The organism is Candidatus Polarisedimenticolaceae bacterium (assembly GCA_036275915.1).
Classification (GTDB): domain Bacteria; phylum Acidobacteriota; class Polarisedimenticolia; order Polarisedimenticolales; family DASRJG01; genus DASRJG01.
The window spans coordinates 348,175-370,558 of record DASUCV010000011.1 but is presented as its reverse complement, the minus strand read 5'-3'; the positions used below and the strand labels follow the sequence as shown (position 1 = coordinate 370,558).

Sequence of the window (22,384 nt, the reverse complement as noted above, 5' to 3'; positions counted from 1 at the left end):
TCCGTCGAGCGCGCGATCGCCTCCGCCAATTCGCGGCATGAATCGGGGCCCGCGCGCATCAGATGGCGCAAGACGCCCATCCTCCCGGCCGGAACGGCGACTGGCGGAATGAGGCGAAAGGCCATCGTCTCAGGTCTGGGGGACGACGACGCCGTGGGCGGCCACGGGGATCCCGTCGGGCACTCGAGTCAGCCGGATGCCTCTTCCTTCCCCTTCGAGCATCAACCTGGCCCACAACTCGCAATTGGCGAGCGACCAAAGGACCTCGGAATGATCCACTCCCGAGCGATGCTCCTCAACGATCCTCAGAAGCGCTGCCCGATCCCACCAGCCCCTTTCGAGTGTTCGAGGCTCGCAGAGCATCTCCAAGAGGTGGGAGAGCGAGCCGTTTCCCCGCATCCACTCGCCAACCGGCACACCGAACCCTGACTTCGAGCGGCTCACGTTCGTCGGCGGCACGAGCGCCGCCGCGGCATCGCGAACCACGGCCTTGTTTCTGAGGAACGGCATCAACACCGGCGTCGGTAACCTCAACGCGAACTCGACGATTCGGTGATCGAGGAATGGGACTCTCGCCTCCAAGCCCGCCGACATGGTCATCTTGTCCATGCGCTCGAGAACGTTGTGAAGATACGTCTCGATCTCGAAAACTCGGAGCCGGGTCATGAGATCCCTGCCGTTCGGCGCGCGCGACATTCGCTCCCCGAGAGCGGTCCCGCCGCAGACCGCATGAACGTCGAGGTCGGGGGTGTACCGGGCGTTGTCGGCGAGGAGGTGCGCGTCGGACCGTCCGAGGGACGACCGAATCAGGTCGGCTTTGCGCCCCCGGGAGAATACGAGCGGCAGTGCGACCAGCCGCTCGAGGCCAGTGCCCCAGCGCCGGATCTTCTCGAGACCCCTCACAAGGCGATACCGCGGATACCCACCGAACAGCTCGTCGGACCCTTCCCCGGTCAGCACGACCGTGACCTTCTCCTTGGCGAACCGACTGAGCAGTGCAATGAATACGGAGTTGGCGTGATTCAGGGGCTCGTCGTGGTGCCAGATCGACAGCGGAAGATCGCGTGCGAACTCCTGTGGGTCTCCGACGATCTCTTCCTGCACCGCTCCGACGTGCGACGCCAACCTTCGGGCGTGCGGACGCTCGTCGTAGGATTCCTCCGCGAACCCGACCGAGAATGAGCGCAGGATCCCCGGCACGTGACGCTTCGCGAGAGCGGTCACCACGCTCGAGTCGAGGCCGCCGCTGTTGAAGGTCCCGAGCGGCACGTCGGAAACGAGCTGCATTTCGACCGAGCTTTCGATCAGCGAGCGGAAGTCGGTCGCGGAACGCTGCGGCGTCGTGGAAACGCTCGGATCGGCCACCGCGCCGGGACTCCAGTATCGGATCACCTTCGACCCGTCGGGCCCAAGCACCCTGAGACTCCCCGGCGTCATCGCCTCGATCCCGTCGAACATCGTCCGATATCCACTGAGCTGCCGGAACGCGACGTACTCGGCCAGCGCCTCCTCCCGCGGTCGGTTCGGCGCACCTGGGTGGAGGAGGATCGCCTTGATCTCCGACGCTGCGATCAACGTTTCGGGACCGTCCCAGACGTAGAGCGGCTTGATCCCGAGGCGATCGCGCCCAAGAACGAGAGAGCCGTTGCGCTGGTCGAGAATCGCGAACGCGAACATTCCATTCAGACGGTCGACAAACTCGAGGCCGAACACCTCGTAGCTCGCAAGCACGACTTCGGTATCGGACGTGGTCTTGAATCGAACGCCCCTGCTGACGAGCTCCTTTCGGATCTCTCTATAGTTGTAGACCTCGCCGTTGTAGGCGATCCAGGTCGCACCCGAAGGCCCCGCCATCGGTTGAAGGCCGAGCTCAAGATCGAGAACCGAAAGGCGGCGATGGCCGAGACCTATCGGACCGTCCACGAGGATCGCGCCCTGGTCCGGTCCGCGGTGCCTCAGGATTTCCGTCATCGCGGCAAGCCGGGTCGGATCCACGGGGCGCCCGCGATCCTTGTTGAACGTAGCGACAATCCCGCACATGTCGGAACCTCTACGCCGAACGGCGTCCGCCGCGCAACATTTTGTCGGGAGACAACTTAGTTCCTGGGACGATTCTAGGCTGCGCGTAGACCGCGCGACGGCCGCCGCTCACTAAGAGTTGGTCGCCGAAAGGGGATCCCGTATCACCGTGTTCTTTTCGCGGAGCGACCGTAAGTGTTGCGGTGTCAGGAAGAAGTAGTTCACGCTCCGATCGCCGCGCCCGCGCTTCCGCAGGGCGGTTCCATCGAACCAGAACATCTCATAACCGCTCTCCTTCAAGACACCCACCAGCGCGGCGGCCGCGGAATCCTGCGCATCGGGATCCCCCGAGACTTCGATCAGCCATGCCGGCCTGCTGCGTCCAATCGTTTCGGTCGCCCCTCGAATGCAGCTCAGCTCGTGCCCCTCGACGTCGCACTTCACGAACGAGGGTGGACGGCCGAGGGAGGACACGAGCGAATCCAGCGTTACCGCCTCCACATGGACTCGCCTGAGGGAAGAAGACGGTGCATCCGTCACGATCCTTGCCTGGTAAAAGTTCTCCCCGCCCTCGTCGTAGGGGGGAACCTCCATCGTCAGAGTCGCCGCCGCATCCGAGATCGCTCGGTTGCAAATCTGAACGTTTTGGAGACGAAGCGCCTTCACGCAGTATTCCAAGATGAAGAAGGTCGGCTGGACCGGCTCGATGCTGAGCACATGACCCGTCTCACCGACGAATTCCGAAAGGCACTTCGTGTAGGCCCCGACGTTCGCGCCGATGTCGACGACCTGATCCCCTTCTTTGACCAGCCTCGAAACGATCTCGAGATCCCTTTCTTCGAGATGTGAGAACGTCCTCAACGTGCGGGCGTAATGCCGCTTCTTGATACCGAGCAACAATCGCTCCGGCAGCAATGACAACGCAAGGTGCTTTGCGCGAATCGTCATGACGGGGTCTCGAGAATGATTTGGCGCGTGGACTGTAGCCCGACGCGAGCCATTACGGCAACGCCCTGCCTCGATCACGACTCGCGCGGAGCGCCGCGTCGTACGCCATCCTCAGACGCTCCCCGATGTGCGGCCAGCCGAACCGCTGGACGACGAAGTCACGCCCTGCATCGGCCAGAGACCGCGCTCGATCCCGGTCCTCGAGGAGTTTCACCACCGCTTCTGCGAACGCCACCGGCTCGTCCGCCAAGAGCGCGTGTACGCCGTCCTGCAGAGGAATGCCCTCCACGGCCATCCGGGTGGCGACGAGCGGCTTCCCCTGCGCGAGCGCGTCCAGAATCTTCAGGCGCGTGCCGCCGCCATCTTGCATGGGGCAGACGTAGACGTCGGACTCGGATACGAAAGGACGAATGTCGTCCACCTCGCCGGTGAGCCGAACGGCGCCGATCGCTTCTGCTGCGCGAGCGATGTCGGCCGGCGGATCCTTTCCCACGACCGTGAGAACGCACGCAGGGACCCGCGCGCGAATGCGCGGGTAAATCTCGTCCAGAAACCATCGGACCGCTCGGCTGTTGGGATACCAGTTCAGCCCTCCAACGAACACGAGCGAGGGCGTGCGGTTCTGTCGATCGACGTGCCGTGGCGCGAAGTAATCGACGTCGACCCCATTGGGCACGACCACCACGCTTGCCCCGGGAGCAACCTCACGGAGACGCGTCGCGTCGAGATCCGACACCGTGAGGTGGGCGTCGAAGCTCGAGGCGGTCCGCCTCTCGAGGTTGAGGAGTCGCCGGGCCTGAAGCGCGAGAACCCTCCGCTTCGGACTCGATGACTCGTTGTCCGCCCGACGGGACATCATCTGCGATTCGATGTTGTGGTGGTTCAGCACCCGTCCCTCGTGATTCATCTCGTCCAAGTACTGCGCCAGCCCGACCGTATCGAAGTGCACGACGTCCGGCTGGAATGTGCCCTGTTCCTCACGGATCGTACGGCGCATGCCTTTCGAGGCCATCCACGCCTCGTCGTAGCTTCCCGTAATCAGGCTTCTCAACGCTGCGCGCTCCTGTGCCAGCGGCCAGCGCTCACTCTCCATCGGCAGGATGGCGACGCGGGAGCAGTGCTTCGCCAGCTCTTGCCTCGCCTCCTCGATCTGTTCCCGGCTACCGAGCAGTGCACGCTGGTTCAGGCCGACGAACGACAATTCGTTTCCGCGACATGCTTCCCGCACGAGGTGGTGGCTGCGAATGAGGGATCCGCCGCGAAGCGGCCAGGGAACGAAATGACCGATCCAGAGGATTCTCACCGCATGTCGCCTGAGGTCGTCATCCTATCGAAGCGCTTTCTCGCCGACTTGATGGTCGCCTCGCACTCTACAAATCACCCAGCGGAACTTACCGCTCGCTTCGTGCTCGATCCTCTCTTCCCTCTTGAGTGTGATCGAGACCGAGTCGCCCATCCTCTCCCGTAGCGCGGCGAGAAGAGAACGCTCTTGTTCGGCATCGAATGCTTCGTTCGCCTCGAGGCGAACGATGACGGACGAAATCGTCTCCTGGACGATCTGCGAGCGAATGACGCCCTTCAGCGGCTTGAAAGGGTGCGTCAAGATCGCCGGGCTGACGAAGCGGCCTTCCGGCGTCACCAACATGTCCTCGCACTTGCTCCTCACCGGTGCCAATCGCCGGCTTGTCAGGCCGCACGCGCAAGGCGCATCGATCACGTGGGTATCATCCGCGATCAGGTACCGGAACAGGGGCATGCCACGATTGGTCAGGCCCGTCGCCACGATCCCCTTGGGGGCGTCGCCCGCTTGGCCGCGATCCGGCTCGACGTAGCCGAACCCCTCGACGAGATGGAGCCCGTCGTGTTTGCCACACTCCATCGCGAAGGCAACACGCTCGGCACATCCGTAGTAGTCGAAAACTTCGGCCTGAAACGTCTCCTGGATGATGTCCCGCTGGAACGGGAAGAGGGTCTCGGTGGTCGTCAGCACCCGCCGAAGACGTACGGGCAGGTTCAAACGTCTGGCCTGGAGAGCGAGTACGTAGGCGACCGTCGGGTAGGTCTCCAGCGCAACCGCTCCGAACTCGCTGATCCGCTCCAGATACTGCTGGGCGGTCGCGGGTGAGAGGTGGAACGCAGACAACCACAGCTCTCTGTCGGGCAGGTTCACCATCCAGAATGGTGGCCGCGTCCGAGCGCGCGGCGCGAGCCTCCTGCCCCAGATCACGGCGACTCGCTCATCGAGACGCAGGCCCGCCCGTAACCGCACGAGCTTCTCAGCGGCCCGGCTCCACACGCGCTGTCGCCGGTCGTACCGCAGCTGGAGCGGGCTTCCCGTGCTTCCGCTCGTTCGGCCGGGGTAGAGCCGGATGCCGCGAGCGAACATCGCAGTGCCTGCGGCCCGCACGGACGGCTTTGAGCACGAGGGGAGCGTGGCAAGATCCGAGAGGGATTCGATTCTCTCCGGCAGCTTTCGTTCTGTCTCGGCCTCTTCGGCGACGTACGGAACGCGCGTCCTGGCCCACTTCAAGAGGTCGTTGATCCTGGTGAGCTGAAAGGCATCCACCGAGGCCCGATCCGCCCGGTCCAACCGGTCGAGAACTTCCAGGCATTCGGCGAGCTCACGCCCCTCGCGCAGCCATCGCAAGTAGAAGGCGTACACATTGAATGCGGCCGTCCGGACCGCGTGCGGGCTCGCCAGAAAGAGGGTTTCTTTGATGTCGCTCATGATTCACTCGCGCTTGTGTCGGCTTCGGCGCGGCCGCCTCCCAATCTCGCGCGGACGCTGGCGATCTGGCGACCGACGAGAGCAACCGCTTCGCGTGCCTCCTCCCGTGTCAGCGTCCCGATGACGACGAGCCCCGGGAACCACAGCAGCATCAGCGCGACGCGGACGGCCACGTGATCCACTCCCACCATTGGCAATCCCCAGCCGCCGGCCCACACGATCGCCGAGGACATCGCGACCATTCGGATCACCTTTCCCCACTCGTAACCGACGCGCACGAACCTGTTGCTATCGACAAGATTGAGGACAGCGGAGAGAAGATAGGTCAACGCGGTGGCAATGGCAGCCCCGTGCCCGCCGAGAAACGGGATCAGCGCGAAATTCGCCGCAACGTTCGTGACGGCCGCGATGATCCGATTACGTGCGATGAGGCCGGTGCGCTTGACGTTCAACAGCACCTGCACGACGAACTGCGATATCGCCAAGCAGAACATCCCGAGCAAGAGCACCGGGACCATCCCTCCGGCCCTGGCGTACTCGGGGGCGGCGATCAGCTTCACGATATCGACGGCGAAGAGAGCGAGCGAGGTCCCGGCACAGCACCAAACGACCATGAAATACCGGAAGACATCCTTGACGGGACCGTACTCTCCATCCTCGTGCAGCTCGAAGCCCTTCGTCGCCCAATACGTCGAAAAGGGGCCCGTCAGCATCGAACCGAGTCCGAGCGCCAGTTTGTAAGCGAGACCGTAGATTCCGATCTCGGTCAGTCCCGAGAAGATTCGCAGCACATAACGATCGCCGAACTGTAAGGCGAAACTGCCCAAGCCATTGAACGCGAGGGGGAACGCGTAGCCGAACATCCTTCTCGCGAGTGCCTTGTCGTAGCCGAATCCCGTCGAACGCCAGGTCACGACCGTCAGCATCACCGCCATGATCGACTGGGTGATGACACCACTGTAGAGAACCCCGTAGATGCCCAGATGCCGAAAGACGACGAGGTAGATGTTCAGGCTCAGACCGAGCGTCGTCGAGACGAGCGTCCAAGCGACGAATCGCGCTGGTTGTTTCGCCGCCCTGTACCGGATCAGCGCCGCTTCGACAATGCCGGAGGCCGCGGTCGTCAGGAAGACGATTCGAAAATACCCCGCGCTTTCGGATCCCCCCAACAGAACGATCGCCAGCGCCGGCGAGAGCAGCCAACCGACCGCGAGCAAAGCGCTGCTGGCCGCCGCGGAGAGCACGAAGCCCGAACCCATCACCTTCGAGACGTCGTTGTTGCTTTCCTTGTCGTAGTAGAAGCGCAAGATTGCGCCGCTCATCTGCATCGAAAAGAACGTGGCCAGCAGATCCGCCGTGAGCACGACCATGTCGATCGTGCCGTATTCCGACGGCTTCAGGTAATGCGTGTAGACCGGGACCATCAGAAAGCCGACGAATCGGTTGAGAAGGATGCCGAGACCGTAAATGACGGAGTGCCCGACGGCCTCCTTGAAGATGGATTTCATTCGGATCATCGTCGTCCCCGAAACCGCGAGGCAGACAGCAACCGTCCGAACGGAACTTCCTCACGACGCCGCTGCAAGCTCGCTCTCCCGCTCGGTTCCGGAAACCGCGTCCAGTGACGCGAATAGAGCTACGAGGACCCAGACGATGGGGTAATAGAGGGACGACAGAAAAATACTCGACACCATGAACCCAACCAGGCCTGCGACGATTCCAGATCCCAAGAGCGCGCTGGATCGCCGGCGAGGATCCGTCGGTGCTTCCTTCCACGCTCGAAGCAGCCGTCGATGGGCCTTGACAACCCAGCCGAGCATCAGAAGAACCAACGATGTTCCGACGAGGCCGTGCTCCGCGAGAAGCGTGATGGGAAACGAATGGGCGGCGCGCCCCCACGCATGGTCGCCATTCTGAGCGCGGCGCTTGTCTTCGTACATGTATACCTGGATCGGGAAGTTTCGCGTTCCAACCCCGATGACCGGATTATCGAGAAACATCTTCCAGCCAAGTCCCCAGTAGTAGAGCCGCTCCTCGCCCGTATCACCGACCTGGTCGGCAGTCTTGATGGAATCTACCTCGTGCCAGAACGTCGGCCCTGCGAAAAGGACCAGCACGATGGCGAACCCGGCGACCGCGGCGAGCGCGACGCCACGTTTGGGACTGAACACGACAAGGTAGGCGCCCATGGTCGCGAGTCCGACGAACCCCCCCCGGGAAATCGTGGAAACGACGCCGGTCACCATGACCGCCATGGACGCGAGGATGAGGAACCTGCGTCCCGCGCTCTGAGCCTCCATCGCGAGATACATCCCCACCCCGAGGGCCGCATTCAATCCGAGGGCCAGGTCGTTTTCGTCGGCGATCCATCCCCCTGCCCCGGTGCCCTCATACATGAGCCCGTGGATCGCCATCGGGACATGCAGGAAGAAATAGAAAGTCATCAACTTACGCACGGAGTCGACGTTGCCCGGAAGCACCGCGAGGGGCAGCACACACCCGAGGATGAAAATGGCGTGTTCTTCGAATCCCCAGAATGCCCACGCGTTGTTCTTCGCCCAGGGGACGCCCCAGGCCATCGCCAGGAGGAATGCGATCATGTACCACATGGGTTTGGGAATCGGTCGCTTACGAGAGCTGATCGACGCGGCGAAGCCCCAGAACGCGGCGACCATCCCGAGTCGCAGATACTCCAGGGCCGGGATCCAGTCCATCGGCCTGCCGAAGTCGACGATCAGATAGAGCAGGCAGGCGCCATAGCCCGTCGCGCGAGCGGTGGGCGTTTGTCGAGCTCCATCGCCGTTTCCCCGCGCGGCCGGCTTCGACGCAGTCGAGCCCATCACCGTCGTGTTTGGACCCCTCATGCCCTCGGACCCTCAGAGCCACCGGGAGAGGCCGTTTCCACCTCGGCGGTCTTCCGAGCCCGACTTGCCAACATGTCGCGGTAGATCGCATGTGTCCGATGGATGAGCATCGACATGTCGAACTTCGCTTCGACGTGCCGCCTGGCCGCCATCGCCCTGTCCTTCGCGTCGCCGCGTCGCCTGAGCGCATCAGAGATCGCCGTTGCGAGTGCCTCGGCATCGCCCGAAGGCACGAGCCACCCTGTCTCTCCATTGCGAACCAACTCGGGAGTCCCGCCTACGGCAGTCGCCACCACGGGGACTCCCAGAGCCATCGCCTCCAGCACCACGTTCGGCAATCCTTCGGTGAAGGAGCTGAGCACCAGGAGATCGAGGCCGCCGAATACCTCGCGGATTTCGTTGCGGTGCCCCAAGAAATGGACCACGGGCTCGAGCCCGAGCGCCGTCACCCGATCGCGGAGGTATCGCTCGTCAGGGCCGTCCCCTGCGAATGCGAGACGCGCTGCCGGCACGCGCTCGAGAACTTTCGGAAAGGCCTCGAGAAGGACTCGCTGTCCCTTCTCTTCGCTGAGTCGTCCGATGCATCCGATCACGAGGTCGGAAGCCTGGAGGCCTGATCCCGCCTTGAGCGCCTCGGAGCGATACCCAAAGGGATAAGCATCGAGGACGATGCTGTTCCGGACAATATCGATGTTTCGATCATCGATGGACTGGCGAAGCAGGAATTGCCGGGTGGCGTCGGAAACGACAAAGACCCGCTTCATCCTTCGGAGGAGCGAGAGATGGGCCTTGGCGTAGATTCGCGATTTCGGTCCCAGGACGATGAATCCGTGGACCGTCGTGATGGGAACCGTGTGCGAAAGCGCTGAGGCAAGGATCGTCACGGCATCGGTCTTGAAATCGTGCGCGTGAACGATCGATACCCCGTGGCGGTGGATCCACCGGGCCAATTCGAGGGCCGCCAGCGGCATGAGAGTCCGATTTCCCGGGAGGCGAAACGTCTCACAGAGATTCGACGCCTCCTGAAGAAACAAGTTCCCATCGAACGAGCCAAACGCCCCGACCGAGTAACGGATGTCGGGGTCCCGGTTGTTCCGGATGGTTTCGAGAATCGTCTTGCCTGGGCCGCAGATCCTCACGGTGTCACGAAGATGAAGAACGTGGATGACGCTCTCGGATGGCGCCGTCTCGTTCTCCATCCGGATGACCTCGTGCACGGCGTCGACCTCCGTCCTTCGCCTCGGAGCCTGTCTGCGCGGCAAGAGCTTAGCCGCTGTACACGTGCCTCGGCACGCCTCGCCACTCACACGAGCCTTGGAGCACCCAGAAAGGCGCTCAATCAATGTAATGTTCGCCAAACCGGAGGCCACCTTGGGGATTCGATTGGCAGAAGGGCTTGCGTGGGCAGGGGTTCTCTGGACTGCCTATGTCTATGCCGGCTATCCCCTTCTTCTCTTATTCCTCGCCCGTCTCCGCGGACGACCGGTGCGGACGGTGACCGTTCCCTCTCCCGAGGTCACGGTGATCGTCACCGTCCACAACGGGTCTTCAGGAATCCGGCGCAAGCTCGACAACCTGATCGATCAGGACTACCCGCGTGACCGCTTCGAGATCGTCGTGGCCGACGACGCTTCCACGGATGGCACGGACCGGATCGTCGAGACCGAATATGGGAATCGAGGGGTGCGCCTCGTCCGCCTCGAGATACGCGGCGGCAAGGAGCGCGCACAGCAAGCGGCCGTCTCGAGCAGCCGCGGTGAGATCCTCGTCTTCACGGACGTCGGCACCCTGCTCGACCCAGGAGGCATCGCTGCGATCGTTCGGCCTTTCTCGGATTCCCTGGTGGGCGCGGTGAGCTCGGTCGACCGCTTCGTCACACACGACGGATCGCCCGCCGGAGAAGGGCTCTACGTCAGGTACGAGATGGCTCTCCGCAGCCTCGAATCGAGGGTCGGGTCTCTCGTCGGCCTGAGCGGCTCGTTGTTCGCTGCAAGGCGCGCGGTGTGCGTGGATTTCTCGGATCAGCTCGCGAGCGACTTTCGTACCGCGCTCGTCGCCGTGCGCCTCGGCTACCGAGCGGTCAGTGACGACGCCGTCCACGGGTACTACACGGACCTGGCACGCCGCGGCGGCGAATTCGATAGAAAGGTGCGGACCGTCATCCGGGGCCTGACGGTCCTGTTCGCCGAACGCGAGCTCATGAACCCTTTGCGCCACGGGATATTCGCGTGGCAGCTCCTATCCCACAAGGTCGGGCGGTGGACCGTCCCACTCGCCCTGATCGTCACGCTCGTGGGCAGCGCTCTCGCCACTCCCGTGTCTCTCAGCGCGGCGCTGCTTCTCGGCCTTCAGCTCATGGCCTACGCCGGGGCTGTTGTCGCGGCCGCCGTGCCGTTACTCGGCGAGACGGGCCCCGGCCGCCTTCTGAGGTACTTCGTGGAAGTCAACGCCTCCATCGTCGTGGCATGGACCCGGTTCCTTCGAGGTGAACGCATCGTCGCCTGGAGCCCGAGTCGCCGCTGACCGCGAGACGAAGACGTGACGAAGCTAGGCCTTCTCCGTCCGGTCGAATGCGCTACCGGCACCCGCGAGACCCTTGAACGGCGCGAGGTCCTGGAATGGGATGACCGATGGGCCGCCCAGCCCCGACAACACCGTGGACAGGGGAGCGAAGGGAAACTCTCGAAGCAGAAGGCGCAACCTGCCCGCTGTCTTCCCGATGTTCAGTCGGTGACGCAGGTTCTGGAGCGTCTTCGCCGGAACTCGAGGTTGACCGGGATCGAGCTCCCATGGGTGCACGTAGACCAGAGCAGCGCGCCCTTCGACACCGTTGATGCGACGGATGGCCGTACGCGTGAGGGCCAGTGGCAGCGCGCGCAAATAGCCACCCCCGGCGCAAGGCAGGTTTGCCCCGAACAATCGGACCGCGGAAGGTGGGAACTCGACGAACTGAGGTTGATGTCGTAACGGTCGGTACGGGCCGAGCGGGGCACCGGACATCCCGTACCGATCGTGCGTGATCGGATAGATGCTGCTGTCGATGAGGATCCCTTCCTCGGCCAGGATGTCGAGCGCCCAGAGACTCGCCGGGGTGATCGAGTAGCTCGGAGCTCGGTACAACGTCGATGCGACACCGCAAGCGTCACGGATGGCGGAGAGCGCCGCTCTCAAATCATTGCGAAACGCTTCGGGCGTCATCGTGTAGACGAGTCGATGCTCGAGACTGTGGCATCCGATTTCGTGTCCGGCCTCCGCGATGGCCCGCACGAGGTCCGGGCGCTGGCGCGCAAGCCAGCCCAAGATGTAGAAGGTTCCCTTGACCTGGGCTTCGGCCGCGATCTCCAGCAGCGCCCTGACGCCAGCGTCGACGCGCAACTCCACCTGTCCCCACTGCTCGCGCGGAAACAGCGCTTCGAACGCCGAGACCTGGAAGTAGTCCTCGACGTCGACGGTGAATGCGTTGAGCTTCCGCTCAGTCAAGGATCACGCTCCCGACACCGTCGCTCGGCCTTGGAGCTTCCGGCGCACGAACGCAGCCGCGCTGCGGATCGAGTCGAGATTGTCGGGGACCAACTCTTCATCCAGCACTTTGAGGCCGTATGTGCTTTCCAGGAAACCGACGAATTCAAGGACACCGGTCGAATCTAAGACCCCCTTGTCCATCAGCGAATCCTCGTCGCCAAGACGGCCGTCGTCGGAGAACAAGAAGTTCTTCGTGATGAACGCCCGCACCATCTCTTCCTCGGTCATCCACTCCTCCTGCAGTCAGTTCCATCGAAATTCAACGCGCGCGCTCTCTTCCCGAGGTCGAGAGCCCGACGGCCAGGGCCAGCTTATCGATCTTGCCCGAAGCATTCCTGGGCAACTCGGCGACGATGTCGATCCGCCCCGGGACCTTGTGAAGCGGGAGCTTCCGCCGGCACCAGTCGGTCAGGACGTCGGATCGAGCGTCCACGGTCCCCGGCCTCGGCGTCACGAATGCCATGATCGCCTCACCCAGGATCTCGTCCTCCACCCCCAACACGGCCGCCTCGTCCACCGCCGGATGCTCCACGAGCGTCTCTTCGATCTCCTTCGGTGAGATGCGGTGGGCGCCCGACTTGATCATCTCCCGCTTGCGGCCGACGACGTAGAGGTCTCCTTCGTCATCGCGCCGTCCGAGATCGCCGGTGTGATAACCGTGCGTATCGAGCACGGCCGCGGTCTCGACCGGGTCGTTCCAGTATCCCTCCATGAGGTTCGGTCCCCGCGCCACGATCTCGCCGACCTCGCCCACTTCCGTCTCGGTGCCGTCCTCGCGGAGGATCTTCAGCTCGACCCCCGGAATCGCTTTGCCGATGCTGCCGACCTTGCGGGGCAACGCCTGTGGATCGAGATACGAGAGCCTGGCGGCAGCTTCGGTCGCACCGTACATGATGAAGATCTGCTTGCCGGGAAGCGCCGCCATCAGCCGGCGGGTCAGCTCGGGCGCCATCGCCCCGCCGGCCTGCGTCACATACCGCAGGTCGGGCCAGGGCCGCGACGCGAAGTTCGACTTGTTGAGCAGAATGGCGAACGTCGACGGAACGCCGGAGAGCCCCGTCGCGCGCTCGCTCTCGAGACGATCGAGCGCCCGCTGCGGGTAGAGGAATTGGTTCTCGAGAACGACCGACGCTCCGACAGCCACGTGGGTATTGAGGATCGACTTCCCATAGACGTAGTGGAAGGGCAGTACGACAAAAGCGCGATCCTCCTTGGTCAGACGGAGATACGCGACGATCGACCTGATGTTCGCGACGAGGTTCGCGTGGCGAAGCACGACACCCCGTGGCTTCCGAGTGCTACCGGAGGTGTAGACGATCGCGGCGCGCTCGTGATCGCCGATGGTCAGCGGCGGTCGCGGTTCCGACACCGCGACCGCGGCATCGAGATCGACCAGTCTGGGCCCTCTCGCGCTGGAGCGGGCGGCGGCGCAAAGATCCCCGGGAGCGAAGATCGCCTCCAGGTGCGGCGCCGTGACGAGCGTGGCCAGGGCGCGCCGTTGCCGCGGTCCGACGATCGCCACCTTCGCGCCGCAATCGCTCAGTGGCTCGCGAAGGGTATCTCCCTCGGACGCCGGGCTCAGCGCGACCACGATGGCGCCCGCTTTCAGAATCCCGTAATACGCGACGACGTACGCGATCGAATTCTCGGCCACCAGGCCCACGCGGTCCCCGCGCGCGACACCTTCTTCGGCCAACGCGGCCGCAACGCGCGAGGAGGCGTCGTCGATCCCGCCGTACGTCCCCCTCTCGGTTCCGTCGATGGCGAGAAGGGCCTCCGGATGGTGGGCCGCCGACCGGATGAGCAAGTCATGGACGAGCGGACCCATCATGGGCCCGCGCTCACTTTTTCCCGTCGCGGTTGTAATAGGCCTGATAGTACTTGTCGTAGTAATGGCCTCGATCGGCGAGGGAGTAGGTGGAATCGTTGAGGACGGAACCGAGCACACGCACCGAGGTGAGCATCCCGACGGCCCTACGGTAGTGGTTCTTCGGAGTCGAGCCTTGCCGGACGACGAAGAGCGCGCCGTCCGCGTTCCGTCCGATGACGTCCGCGTCGGTGAACGGGAGCGCCGGTGGGGTGTCCACGATGATCCGTTCGTAGCGAGTCCGGAGCTGCGCGAAAAGATTCGCGCAGACCTGCGAGCCGAGAAGCTCGACCGGCTCTTTCGCGCTCTTCCCGGCAGGCAGCACTTCGAGCGACGTGTCCTTGAGGTGGAGGACCGTGTGCTGGAGCGGGACCTTCTCTTCCAGGAGGTCCGAGAGGCCGAGCGTGGGCTCGGGCGTGATGTAGCGGTCGAGCGCGGGCCTCCGCAGGTCGGCGTCGATGAGCAGCGTACTGGTTTCGCCGTCGGCTGCGAATGCGAGCGCGAGGTTCATCGCGACGAACGATTTCCCGTCGCCCGGTATGGCGCTGGTGACGATGATGACCTGCGGCGCGGCGGCGACGTCCGTCGTGAGGACGGTTCTCAGGCGGCGGAAGCGCTCGGCAGCCGGCGACGTGGCATTACCGCGGAAGAGGAGATCCGGCGTCTCGATGAGCTTACGCGGCACGATGCGCGCGAGCGGAACGCCGACGGCCAGCTTCTCCGCCGGCTGTTCGGCCTTCTCTGGCGTCTTGCGGCCCTCGGCGCTCGTCCATCGGAATTTCATCGTCGGCGGCCTCCGGCACTCAGCGGTACATGATCGACGCGATGATCAGGATGACGACCGAGACCGCGGATGCGGCGATGTTGCGTGTCAGGCCGGCACGAAGGGACCGCGCGAGGTCATCGGTCATGAGGCGCGGAATGGCGACCAAGACCGGCACCTCGGCGGCCTCGCGGAGCCCGGTCTCGGAGGAGATGAGCGGCTCGAGAAGTGCCAGGACGAGGAGGGGTCCGACGAAGAGCACGAGGCCACCGATCGCACCGGCCGCGTAAATCATCATCGGGACGGGGCGCACGGGAATCGCAGGCGGCAAGGCCCTCTCGATCACCTCGAACCGCTCGCCCTTCTGAGTCTCCTCTATCTTCTGCGCGCCCCGCGCTTCCTCGACGCTTCCTGCGCGACGGTTGTACTGCTCGACGAGGACGGAATACCCCTTCATCAGATCTTGGAGCTGCGCCTCGTACTTCGGCGTCGCCTCGAGACGACGCTTGAACTCCGCGATGTCCTTTCTGATCTGAAGCTCGTCGGCCTGCAGCCTCTGCACCTCGCGCTCGGCAGAGCGAATTCCCGCCTGAAGCGGGCTCACCGCCGCATCGCCGGGGGTCGTCCCGGTCGCCGGCATCTGCGCCTTGAGGTTCTCGATCTCATGGCGCTTCGCGATCACTTCCGGATGGGTATCCGTGTACCTGTTGCGGAGATTCACCAGCTCGCCCTCGGCCTTCGTCAGGGGATCCGCTTCCAAGGCAGTCCCCGGCGAGTGGCTGAGCACGGACTGTTGAGCCTTGAGCGAAGAAAGCCGGTCTTGAGCGGCGGCCAGCGCGACGGCGTTCGTGTTGAGATCCTGCTGGCGGCCTTGGAGTTGCGACACGTTGGAGTTCTGCTGGTCCGCGATCTCGTAGAGGTGCTCGCGCCGGAACTCGGTGATCAGCTTTTGCTGCGCCTCGAGCCTCGCAGAGACGTCGCCGGCCAATCCTTCGACCGTCTTCGTCGTGCCTTCCGCCTGCGCGGTCCGCGACGAGAGGTTTTGCGCGATATAAGAATCCGCCAGCGCGTTGACCATCGCGGCGGCGCGCTTCGAATCGCTGTCGTAGTAGCTCAAGCGGAAGGTGCCGCCGGTCTTCCCAGAGCCACTCATCGCGACCCCGATGACGTCGACCTCGACGCGCGAACGGATGTCGTTGACGCGCATCTCGAGCTTCACCGGATCGTCCGTGTGGCCCAGGTAATCGTTGGCGAGCTGTTCGAGGTACGGCCGGCTGAGCACCGACTCCTTGAGCGACTGCAGACGCATCGACATGTCGTCGGTGACCGTGCTGCGCACGAATTCCTGCGGCACCGATTGCGGGGCGACGAAGATGAGCGTGCTGGCCTTGAACGTGCGAGGAAGGTAGTGCAAGGTCGCAACAGAGCACGCGAGCCCGACGCAGAGTCCGGCCACGACGGTCCACCACGACTTCCGTAGCCTGTCGACCACCTCGAGGACGATGGTCGCGTTCGATCCGGAGCTCATCGATTCATCCTCGCGCCTGTGCCGCCCGCTCGATCGATCTTCTCGCCGTCACAGCGTCGCCGCCATCGAATCGTGACCAGGGGTTTGACGCTTGCCGCCCTGCCCACGACGCGCCACTGACGTGTCTCATTGTGGACGATTCTGACTCCGTGCCCGCTGACGTCGACGCATGCTAACTGATACCTTTGACCGTGAACCGGGTCAAGCGGAAGGAACGACGAACGACGAACGAGATCGGCTGATTTCGGCGCTCTACGGCGAAGCGGGATTTGGGTAGCGTGACGACAGGTCGAACGATGATTCGTGTAATCGGCTGCGCTGCCGACAACCACGACAGCATCATCTAAGTCATTAATATAACAATAGCTTAACCGTCGCCTTGCCGTGGAGATTTCGTTGACCTGGATCGGTCACCTTCGTAAACTTTGAACGTACGGTCGAACATAACCGCAATGCGCTTGTACTTGGTCTGAGACGCGCCAGTTCGCTTTGGCTCGGGGTGGAGTTCTAAGACGATGAGTCTGATCAGGCTGGGTAGGCCTCGTATCCTGGTGTCTCTTGCGTTCGAGGCCCTCCTTGTGACCGCCGTGATGTGGTTGGTCATGATTCTCAACTCGCAGGTGCTCGCCGCGCTCAACTCACAACTGCTCTTGGGCGGCGGCGGCGACGCGGAGCTCCGCGGGTACCTTCTTGGCGTCGGCATCGTCTTTCTCGTCTCGGTGATCGGCATGCGCCGAGTGCTACTCGGGGGCGAGCCGAGCCTCCGCCGCGAGATCGGTGTGATGATCGTTCTCTCGCTCTGCCTCGGCGGAATTGCCGTGCTCATCGCTCTGGCCGCATTCCCTCAGTACCGTTGGTCGCTCCTTCCCATGGTGCTCGTGCAGGGCGCACTCGCGATCCCGATCACGATGACCGGCTGGCGCTATGTCGCCACGCATTTCGAGGTTCTCGATGCGTACCGCGAGCGCGTGCTCGTCGTCGGGTCGGGACAGCTCGCGCGGCAGTCCGGCCGATGGCTCGCGGAGCATCTTCGCAGCGACTACCGGCTCGTCGGGTTCGCCGACGAAGACCGCGCCCGCGTCGGCGAGGTCGTCGTCATGGGCGCCCGGATTCAAACCGGCTTCGACGGCATGTCCGAATATTGCGCCTCCCATGTCGATCGGATCCTCGTCGCTCTCGATGAGAAGCGCGGAAAGCTGCCGATCCGCACGCTGATGGAGCTTCGCCTCCGCGGCGTCGAGATCGAAGACGTCACCTCCTTCTTCGAGCGCACCACCGGGAAGATCAACATCGAGGGGATGTTCCCGTCGTGGCTCATCTTCTCGGACGGCTTCAAAACATCGCCATGGCGCAGTTTTCGGAAGCGGGCCATGGATATCACCTTGTCGCTCCTCCTGTTGCTCCTTGCCGCTCCGGCGATGCTCTTGATCGCGATTGCGATCCGTCTCGACTCGCGGGGTCCCGTCATCTACCGGCAGCGCCGCATGGGCCTGAACGGGCGCGAATTCGACATCCTCAAGTTCCGGTCGATGGCCGAGGACGCCGAGAAGCACAGCGGGCCGACCTGGGCGGGCGACAACGACTCCCGTATCAGCCGCGTCGGGCGAATCTTGCGCAAGCTGCGTCTCGACGAGCTGCCCCAGCTCATAAACGTCCTGCGTGGAGAGATGAGCTTCGTCGGACCGCGCCCCGAACGGGCGCACTTCGTGGAGCAGCTCGAGAAGCAGATCCCGTACTACACGCTGCGCATGGTCGTGCGCCCCGGCGTCACCGGATGGGCTCAGGTCTGCTACCAGTACGGCGCGACGGTGGAAGATGCCCTCGAGAAGCTGAAGTACGACTTGTTCTACATCAAGAACTCCAGCGTGTTGCTCGACCTGTGGATCGTGCTCAAGACGGTCCGCGTCGTGACCTTCACGTCGGGGGCCCGGTAGCGCCAACCGACAGAACCGCGTCACGCGAACCCTTCCGCCCACGGTGGCCCCGAGCTTGTTGGTCTTGTGGTCAGCAAGAACCGGACTGCTCCGATCCGTTGATCGTGCTCGAGTGAGTTCTTGTAAGTTCAGGCGGCATGACGGAGCCTGAGAGCCGGCATTGAGGGCGTCCAGCGCCTCCAGTAGAGCGCGCGGGCAGACTTCGAGAGCTGCTCTCGCGCCGGGAACAGCCGCGGGGTGAGGATCCGGTCCCACTCCCAACGTTCACTTGCGAGTCCGAGGCGCATGGCAGGCGTCGAGCGGTCCGGTCGCCTCTCGGTTCGTCGCTTGATGAAGTTCTTCCACACAGCGACGAAATTCGCCCGTCCGATGATCGACTCCAGCCGCCGTCCGAATGCGATCGTCTCGCGCTTGTGATCAGGTGTGACGGATGAGCTGGTGCAGCTGATCGACGGGGAACATGGCCCCGTCGCGGAGCATGGCTTCGGCGGATCGCGGTGACCCCGTCGGTCCCAGCTTCGGGTTCGGGTAGACGCTCAAGCGGACTCTCGAAGCGAGAGTTCCCATGACGGCGGCCGGGTAGTCGACCCGTCCGTCGACGCGGCAATGAAGTCGCTCCGAGGCGGAAACCTTCGGAAGAAGCGACTGAATCGTGCGGCGGATGCTGCGAACGTACGCCTGGTTCGGGCGTAGCAGCGTCACCGGCTTCCGGTCGGGCCGCCTTCCACTCCCGAGGTGAAGAGCCGGGTCGATGTCGTAGATGAACCACGAGTCGGCTCCGACTGCGGTCCCGATGCCGAGTGCCTGGTCCTGCCTCCCGATGAACGTCTCGAAGTGGTCGTGGACGATCGACTCGGAAATCCGATCGAGCTCACTAAGACAGCGCGCGTGAAACAAGATCGCGTGGCGTCCGAGCCGATCGGCCATCCGACTGACGGTCGTCTTCGCACACTTCTCCGAGCGAGAGATCTGGCGGTGGCCCGAGCCGGCGACGAGGCCCGAAGCGACTCGGCCGAGGAGCTCCGGCCGTTTCAAGTAGTAGGTCGCCGAGAACGTCTTGCGAGAGCACGTGCGACCGCAGGCTTTGCATGTGTACCGCGGGATCCGCGTCGGGTCATCTTTCAGGCGGTACGTCCCCGCCTTCGGAAATCCCTTCGACGGTCCCCGATGCGCGGAGCAATCAGGCCACTGGCAGAACGGCGGACGGAACCGCGAATGACGTACCGATTCTGCGGGATGTTTCGGCCAGCGCACGAACCGACGAAGAGCACGGCCGATACCAGTCGTGATCGCGCGTCAATCCGCTATTTTGGTGTCCGATGACCGTCCGCGTCGTCCGCTCAGGCGGCCGCGTGAAACAACAAGCTCGCGGCCACCGTGGGGGCGGTTATTCGTTCTTGCCAGGGGGTAGGGAGTTAGCCAGCGTGGCGGATTGAGCGCAGACGCTTGCCGTGACCGTACTTCGCTTGCATAGCCGACCATACGAACGGAACGAGGGAGCGTTGATCGTTATGGGGCGACCAGCCGCCAGCCGCCAATGCTCACCGGGTTTTGGACGTTGGCAGTCAAATCCGATTCTGATCCAGCCATCTGAGGATCTCGGAGCGCTTGTAGCGGAGTCCCGATGTTCGGCCTTCCCCGACGCGGTAAGCCGGAATCATGTTCCGCTTCGTGAGATCCCAGAGCTTGGTCCTTCCGATCTTCAGGAGGCGCCGCGCCTCCTCGCTCGTGAGAATCTCGTCTTCTCGCACCCGGCTCTGTTCCATGTCTGTGTCTCCCCCGACCAAGAATCGCCGTTCGGCTCGCGAATCCATGTGACGTCCCCCGTTTCTCAAATGGCCCAAGTGTCGGGCGGTCGAGCACTTGCGACCCTGCCGCGATGCTCGCCGCGGCCGAGCACGATGCCGATGAGCGCCTCCGCCAACCGCGCCGGATCGTGTCGGATCTTTCCGTCATCGTTCACGACCGGCGCCTCGATGAACCGTTCTCGCCGGCCCGCCAGACCCTCCCGCGTGACCAGCTCAACCGACTGCTCCGCATAGGGCCGGAGCCTCGCCTCGGAAATCGGCGTGGAATTCAGCAGGACCGTGTCGACGAGTCCGGCACCCACGTGGCGATCGAGCGCCTCGAGGTGGTCGGCCATCGACATGCCGAGCGTTTCGCCCGGCTGGGTCATGAGATTACCCACCAAGATCCGGACGGCGTGCGAAGCTCGAACCGCGTCGGCCACGCCATCGACGAGCAGGACCGCGAGAACGCTCGTGAAGTGGCTTCCCGGCCCGATGACCACGAGGTCCGCCTCGTGAAGAGCCTGGAGCACGCCGTCGGCGGGACGAACACCCTGCGGCTCGCACCAGAGCCGGCGGATCGCCGCCGGTGCGGAACCGATCCGCGACTCGCCCGACAACCGGTCGCCGGTGATCGTCTCCCCTTCGAGTCGCGGCGCCTCTTCGGTCACCGGCAGCACACGTCCGCGCGCTTGGAGCATCCGTCCGGCCGCGGCAACCGCGGCGACGTAGGATCCGTGCTGCTCGGCCAGCGCCGTGAGGAGCAGATTCCCGAGAGAATGTCCGGCGAGGTCTCCCTCTCCGGAGTAGCGATGGCGAAACAGGCGGGCGAACGGGCCGTCGGCCGCCTGCGAGAGCGCGAGAAGGCACCGGCGCAGATCCCCCGGCGGCAACCCGCCGTGGTCCCGGCGAATCCGGCCTGAGCTGCCGCCGTCGTCGGCGGTCGCAACGATGGCCGTGATGGCAAGCGGGAGACCGCGACCCGCGAGATCCGCGAGCCCCTGAAGGGCCGAGGGAATCCCATTCCCTCCGCCCAAGACCGCGCACCGAAGCGGCGCCTTGGTCGAGGTCATGGCTGTGGCCTTTCTCCACCCTGCGGCGCTTGCTGCGACCCTTGCGCTTTCGTGTGGGAGGTACGGCGCACGTCGCCGAGAATCGACCAACGCAAATAGGCACCGTAGCTCCCGAACTGGGTGTTGAGCGCGTTCTGCGAGGATGTTTGATCCGAATAGGCGTAGTTGGCGTTCAGGGAAAGGTACTGGTTGAAGTTCCAACCAAAGTAGAGGTTGGCGCTGAGCGTGTCGGTGCTGACCGCGTTCGCCGAAGCCGAGATCGAAAGCGGATCGCGCTTCCAGTAGCCTGCCGTGACCCCGCCGTTCGCCCCGCGGTGAAGGGGGCTGTAGGCGTAGTTCACGTACGCGCCCTGGTCCAGGGAGGCCCCGCCGATTCCGGACCCTTGGGAAACCCATCGGCGAGCGCCGGCCGAGAGCGTTGTGGTCTCACTCGTGGCGCGGCTCAATGTGACATCGCCCACCGGCTCCGTGTCGCTTTCGTTGCCGGACCCGGCGAAGGCGGCCCCAGCGATGTACGTCATCGAGAGGGTGCGCGAGAAGGTGTGCGCACCCACGACGCCGAGCGATTCCACGTAGGCCGTCGGCAGGCCGTCGAACGTATACACCTGTGCATCGAGACCGAGGCCAAGGGAGCTCCGCTCCGTGAGGGCGTAGCGCCAAGAGGCGCTGGCGCCCGCTCCCGTGCTGTCTTGGAGATGGCAGGCAGGGTTGCTCTGATCCAAGCCGTGCTGGCAGACGTTGTTGACGCAGGAATCGATCGTGCAGACGTCGCCGTCGTCGCAGTCGGCACTGACCGTACATGAGACGGCGGTCGTATGGCCGACGGCATTCGGTGCGGAGAATCGGTCCATGCTGGCCCGGACCTCCCAGCCGATCAGGTTGCGCCGCCCGGTGTGGTCGCCGCGGATCACCGCCGACGCGTTGGTTTGCGTCGTCCGCGGGACGAACGTGACCGCCGTCTGCGGGTCCGTCGAACGGACGCCCTGGTGGTCGGTCCGCACCGCGTCGAGGTCGAACGAGTAGCTCGAAGTCTTCGAGGGGGTGAGGCCGTACATCAGGTGGGCCTGCTGGCCGAGATAATTGAGATCGCTGTTGTTCTGATAGGCGACGTACGTCGGCTCGTAACGGAACCGAAGCTGCGAGTTGGGCGTGCGACGCTCGACCGGCAACGCGACTGAGATCGCTGCGGCGTCATCGCCGCTGGACGTGTCGCCGATCACGGCGACATTCCCCTCGTGGAACAGGCCGAAGCTCAAGACCGGCCGGAAATCGACCTCCGCCGCCCGCGCCCGGGACATGGAGAACATCAAGGAGGCCAGCACCAGGAGCCGGCCGCGCCTCCCATGCTGGG

18 protein-coding genes are annotated in these 22,384 nt (G+C 64.0%); 2 read left to right on the top strand and 16 right to left on the bottom strand.

Annotation, left to right across the window (positions count from 1 at the left end):
- Window positions 1-129: 129 nt before the first annotated feature.
- The 7 genes from asnB to VFV19_11185 all read right to left on the bottom strand — a co-directional run bounded on the left by asnB (window position 130) and on the right by VFV19_11185 (window position 9,776).
- Window positions 130-2,040 carry an asparagine synthase (glutamine-hydrolyzing) gene (asnB, locus tag VFV19_11215; GenBank protein ID HEX4824874.1) on the bottom strand — a complete coding sequence of 637 codons (1,911 nt, stop codon included), beginning with the start codon at window positions 2,038-2,040 and terminating at the stop codon, window positions 130-132.
- 111 nt (window positions 2,041-2,151) lie between these two features.
- Window positions 2,152-2,967 carry an FkbM family methyltransferase gene (locus VFV19_11210; protein HEX4824873.1) on the bottom strand — a complete coding sequence of 272 codons (816 nt, stop codon included), beginning with the start codon at window positions 2,965-2,967 and terminating at the stop codon, window positions 2,152-2,154.
- Window positions 2,968-3,019: 52 nt separating this feature from the next.
- Window positions 3,020-4,168 (bottom strand): glycosyltransferase, encoded by a 1,149-nt coding sequence (locus VFV19_11205; GenBank protein HEX4824872.1) that lies wholly within the window; start codon window positions 4,166-4,168, stop codon window positions 3,020-3,022.
- 126 nt (window positions 4,169-4,294) lie between these two features.
- Window positions 4,295-5,695 (bottom strand): hypothetical protein, encoded by a 1,401-nt coding sequence (locus VFV19_11200; GenBank protein ID HEX4824871.1) that lies wholly within the window; start codon window positions 5,693-5,695, stop codon window positions 4,295-4,297.
- Window positions 5,692-7,203 carry an oligosaccharide flippase family protein gene (locus VFV19_11195; GenBank protein ID HEX4824870.1) on the bottom strand — a complete coding sequence of 504 codons (1,512 nt, stop codon included), beginning with the start codon at window positions 7,201-7,203 and terminating at the stop codon, window positions 5,692-5,694. The genes VFV19_11200 and VFV19_11195 overlap by 4 nt, the downstream gene beginning before the upstream one ends.
- Window positions 7,204-7,263: 60 nt before the next feature.
- Entirely contained in the window at window positions 7,264-8,535 is a 1,272-nt protein-coding gene (locus VFV19_11190) for an O-antigen ligase family protein (GenBank protein ID HEX4824869.1), read from the bottom strand.
- Between the two features lie 20 nt (window positions 8,536-8,555).
- Entirely contained in the window at window positions 8,556-9,776 is a 1,221-nt protein-coding gene (locus VFV19_11185) for a glycosyltransferase family 4 protein (GenBank protein ID HEX4824868.1), read from the bottom strand.
- 268 nt (window positions 9,777-10,044) lie between these two features.
- On the opposite strand from VFV19_11185, the gene VFV19_11180 reads away from it, so the two are divergent.
- Entirely contained in the window at window positions 10,045-11,082 is a 1,038-nt protein-coding gene (locus VFV19_11180) for a glycosyltransferase (protein HEX4824867.1), read from the top strand.
- 24 nt (window positions 11,083-11,106) lie between these two features.
- Here VFV19_11180 and VFV19_11175 read toward each other — a convergent pair whose 3' ends face one another.
- Genes VFV19_11175 through VFV19_11155 form a run of 5 tightly spaced genes read right to left on the bottom strand, consistent with a single transcriptional unit; the run spans window position 11,107 to window position 16,239 of the window.
- Complete coding sequence (locus VFV19_11175) at window positions 11,107-12,039, bottom strand: XrtA system polysaccharide deacetylase (GenBank protein HEX4824866.1); 933 nt, start codon at window positions 12,037-12,039, stop codon at window positions 11,107-11,109.
- A gap of 3 nt (window positions 12,040-12,042) precedes the next feature.
- Window positions 12,043-12,309, bottom strand: coding sequence for an acyl carrier protein (locus VFV19_11170; protein ID HEX4824865.1), 267 nt, complete (start codon window positions 12,307-12,309; stop codon window positions 12,043-12,045).
- A 31-nt stretch (window positions 12,310-12,340) separates the two neighbouring features.
- Window positions 12,341-13,912: a class I adenylate-forming enzyme family protein gene (locus tag VFV19_11165; GenBank protein ID HEX4824864.1), complete on the bottom strand. Its 1,572-nt coding sequence runs from the start codon at window positions 13,910-13,912 to the stop codon at window positions 12,341-12,343.
- Window positions 13,913-13,922: 10 nt separating this feature from the next.
- On the bottom strand, window positions 13,923-14,732 hold the full coding sequence (locus VFV19_11160; GenBank protein HEX4824863.1) for a CpsD/CapB family tyrosine-protein kinase: 810 nt from the start codon (window positions 14,730-14,732) through the stop codon (window positions 13,923-13,925).
- Window positions 14,733-14,751: 19 nt separating this feature from the next.
- Complete coding sequence (locus VFV19_11155) at window positions 14,752-16,239, bottom strand: hypothetical protein (protein ID HEX4824862.1); 1,488 nt, start codon at window positions 16,237-16,239, stop codon at window positions 14,752-14,754.
- A 602-nt stretch (window positions 16,240-16,841) separates the two neighbouring features.
- On the opposite strand from VFV19_11155, the gene VFV19_11150 reads away from it, so the two are divergent.
- Window positions 16,842-18,173: a TIGR03013 family XrtA/PEP-CTERM system glycosyltransferase gene (locus VFV19_11150; GenBank protein ID HEX4824861.1), complete on the top strand. Its 1,332-nt coding sequence runs from the start codon at window positions 16,842-16,844 to the stop codon at window positions 18,171-18,173.
- Window positions 18,174-18,590: 417 nt separating this feature from the next.
- Here the strand turns inward: VFV19_11150 and VFV19_11145 are convergent, their stop codons facing one another.
- The 4 genes from VFV19_11145 to VFV19_11130 all read right to left on the bottom strand — a co-directional run bounded on the left by VFV19_11145 (window position 18,591) and on the right by VFV19_11130 (window position 22,289).
- Window positions 18,591-19,100, bottom strand: a complete 510-nt coding sequence (locus VFV19_11145; protein HEX4824860.1) for a hypothetical protein — start codon at window positions 19,098-19,100, stop codon at window positions 18,591-18,593.
- A gap of 638 nt (window positions 19,101-19,738) precedes the next feature.
- A complete protein-coding gene (locus tag VFV19_11140) occupies window positions 19,739-19,939 on the bottom strand; it encodes a helix-turn-helix domain-containing protein (GenBank protein HEX4824859.1) in 201 nt (66 codons plus the stop codon).
- A 65-nt stretch (window positions 19,940-20,004) separates the two neighbouring features.
- A complete protein-coding gene (locus VFV19_11135; GenBank protein ID HEX4824858.1) occupies window positions 20,005-21,033 on the bottom strand; it encodes a gluconeogenesis factor YvcK family protein in 1,029 nt (342 codons plus the stop codon).
- Window positions 21,030-22,289: a hypothetical protein gene (locus VFV19_11130; protein HEX4824857.1), complete on the bottom strand. Its 1,260-nt coding sequence runs from the start codon at window positions 22,287-22,289 to the stop codon at window positions 21,030-21,032. Before VFV19_11130 ends, VFV19_11135 begins: the two co-directional genes overlap by 4 nt.
- Window positions 22,290-22,384: the final 95 nt, after the last annotated feature.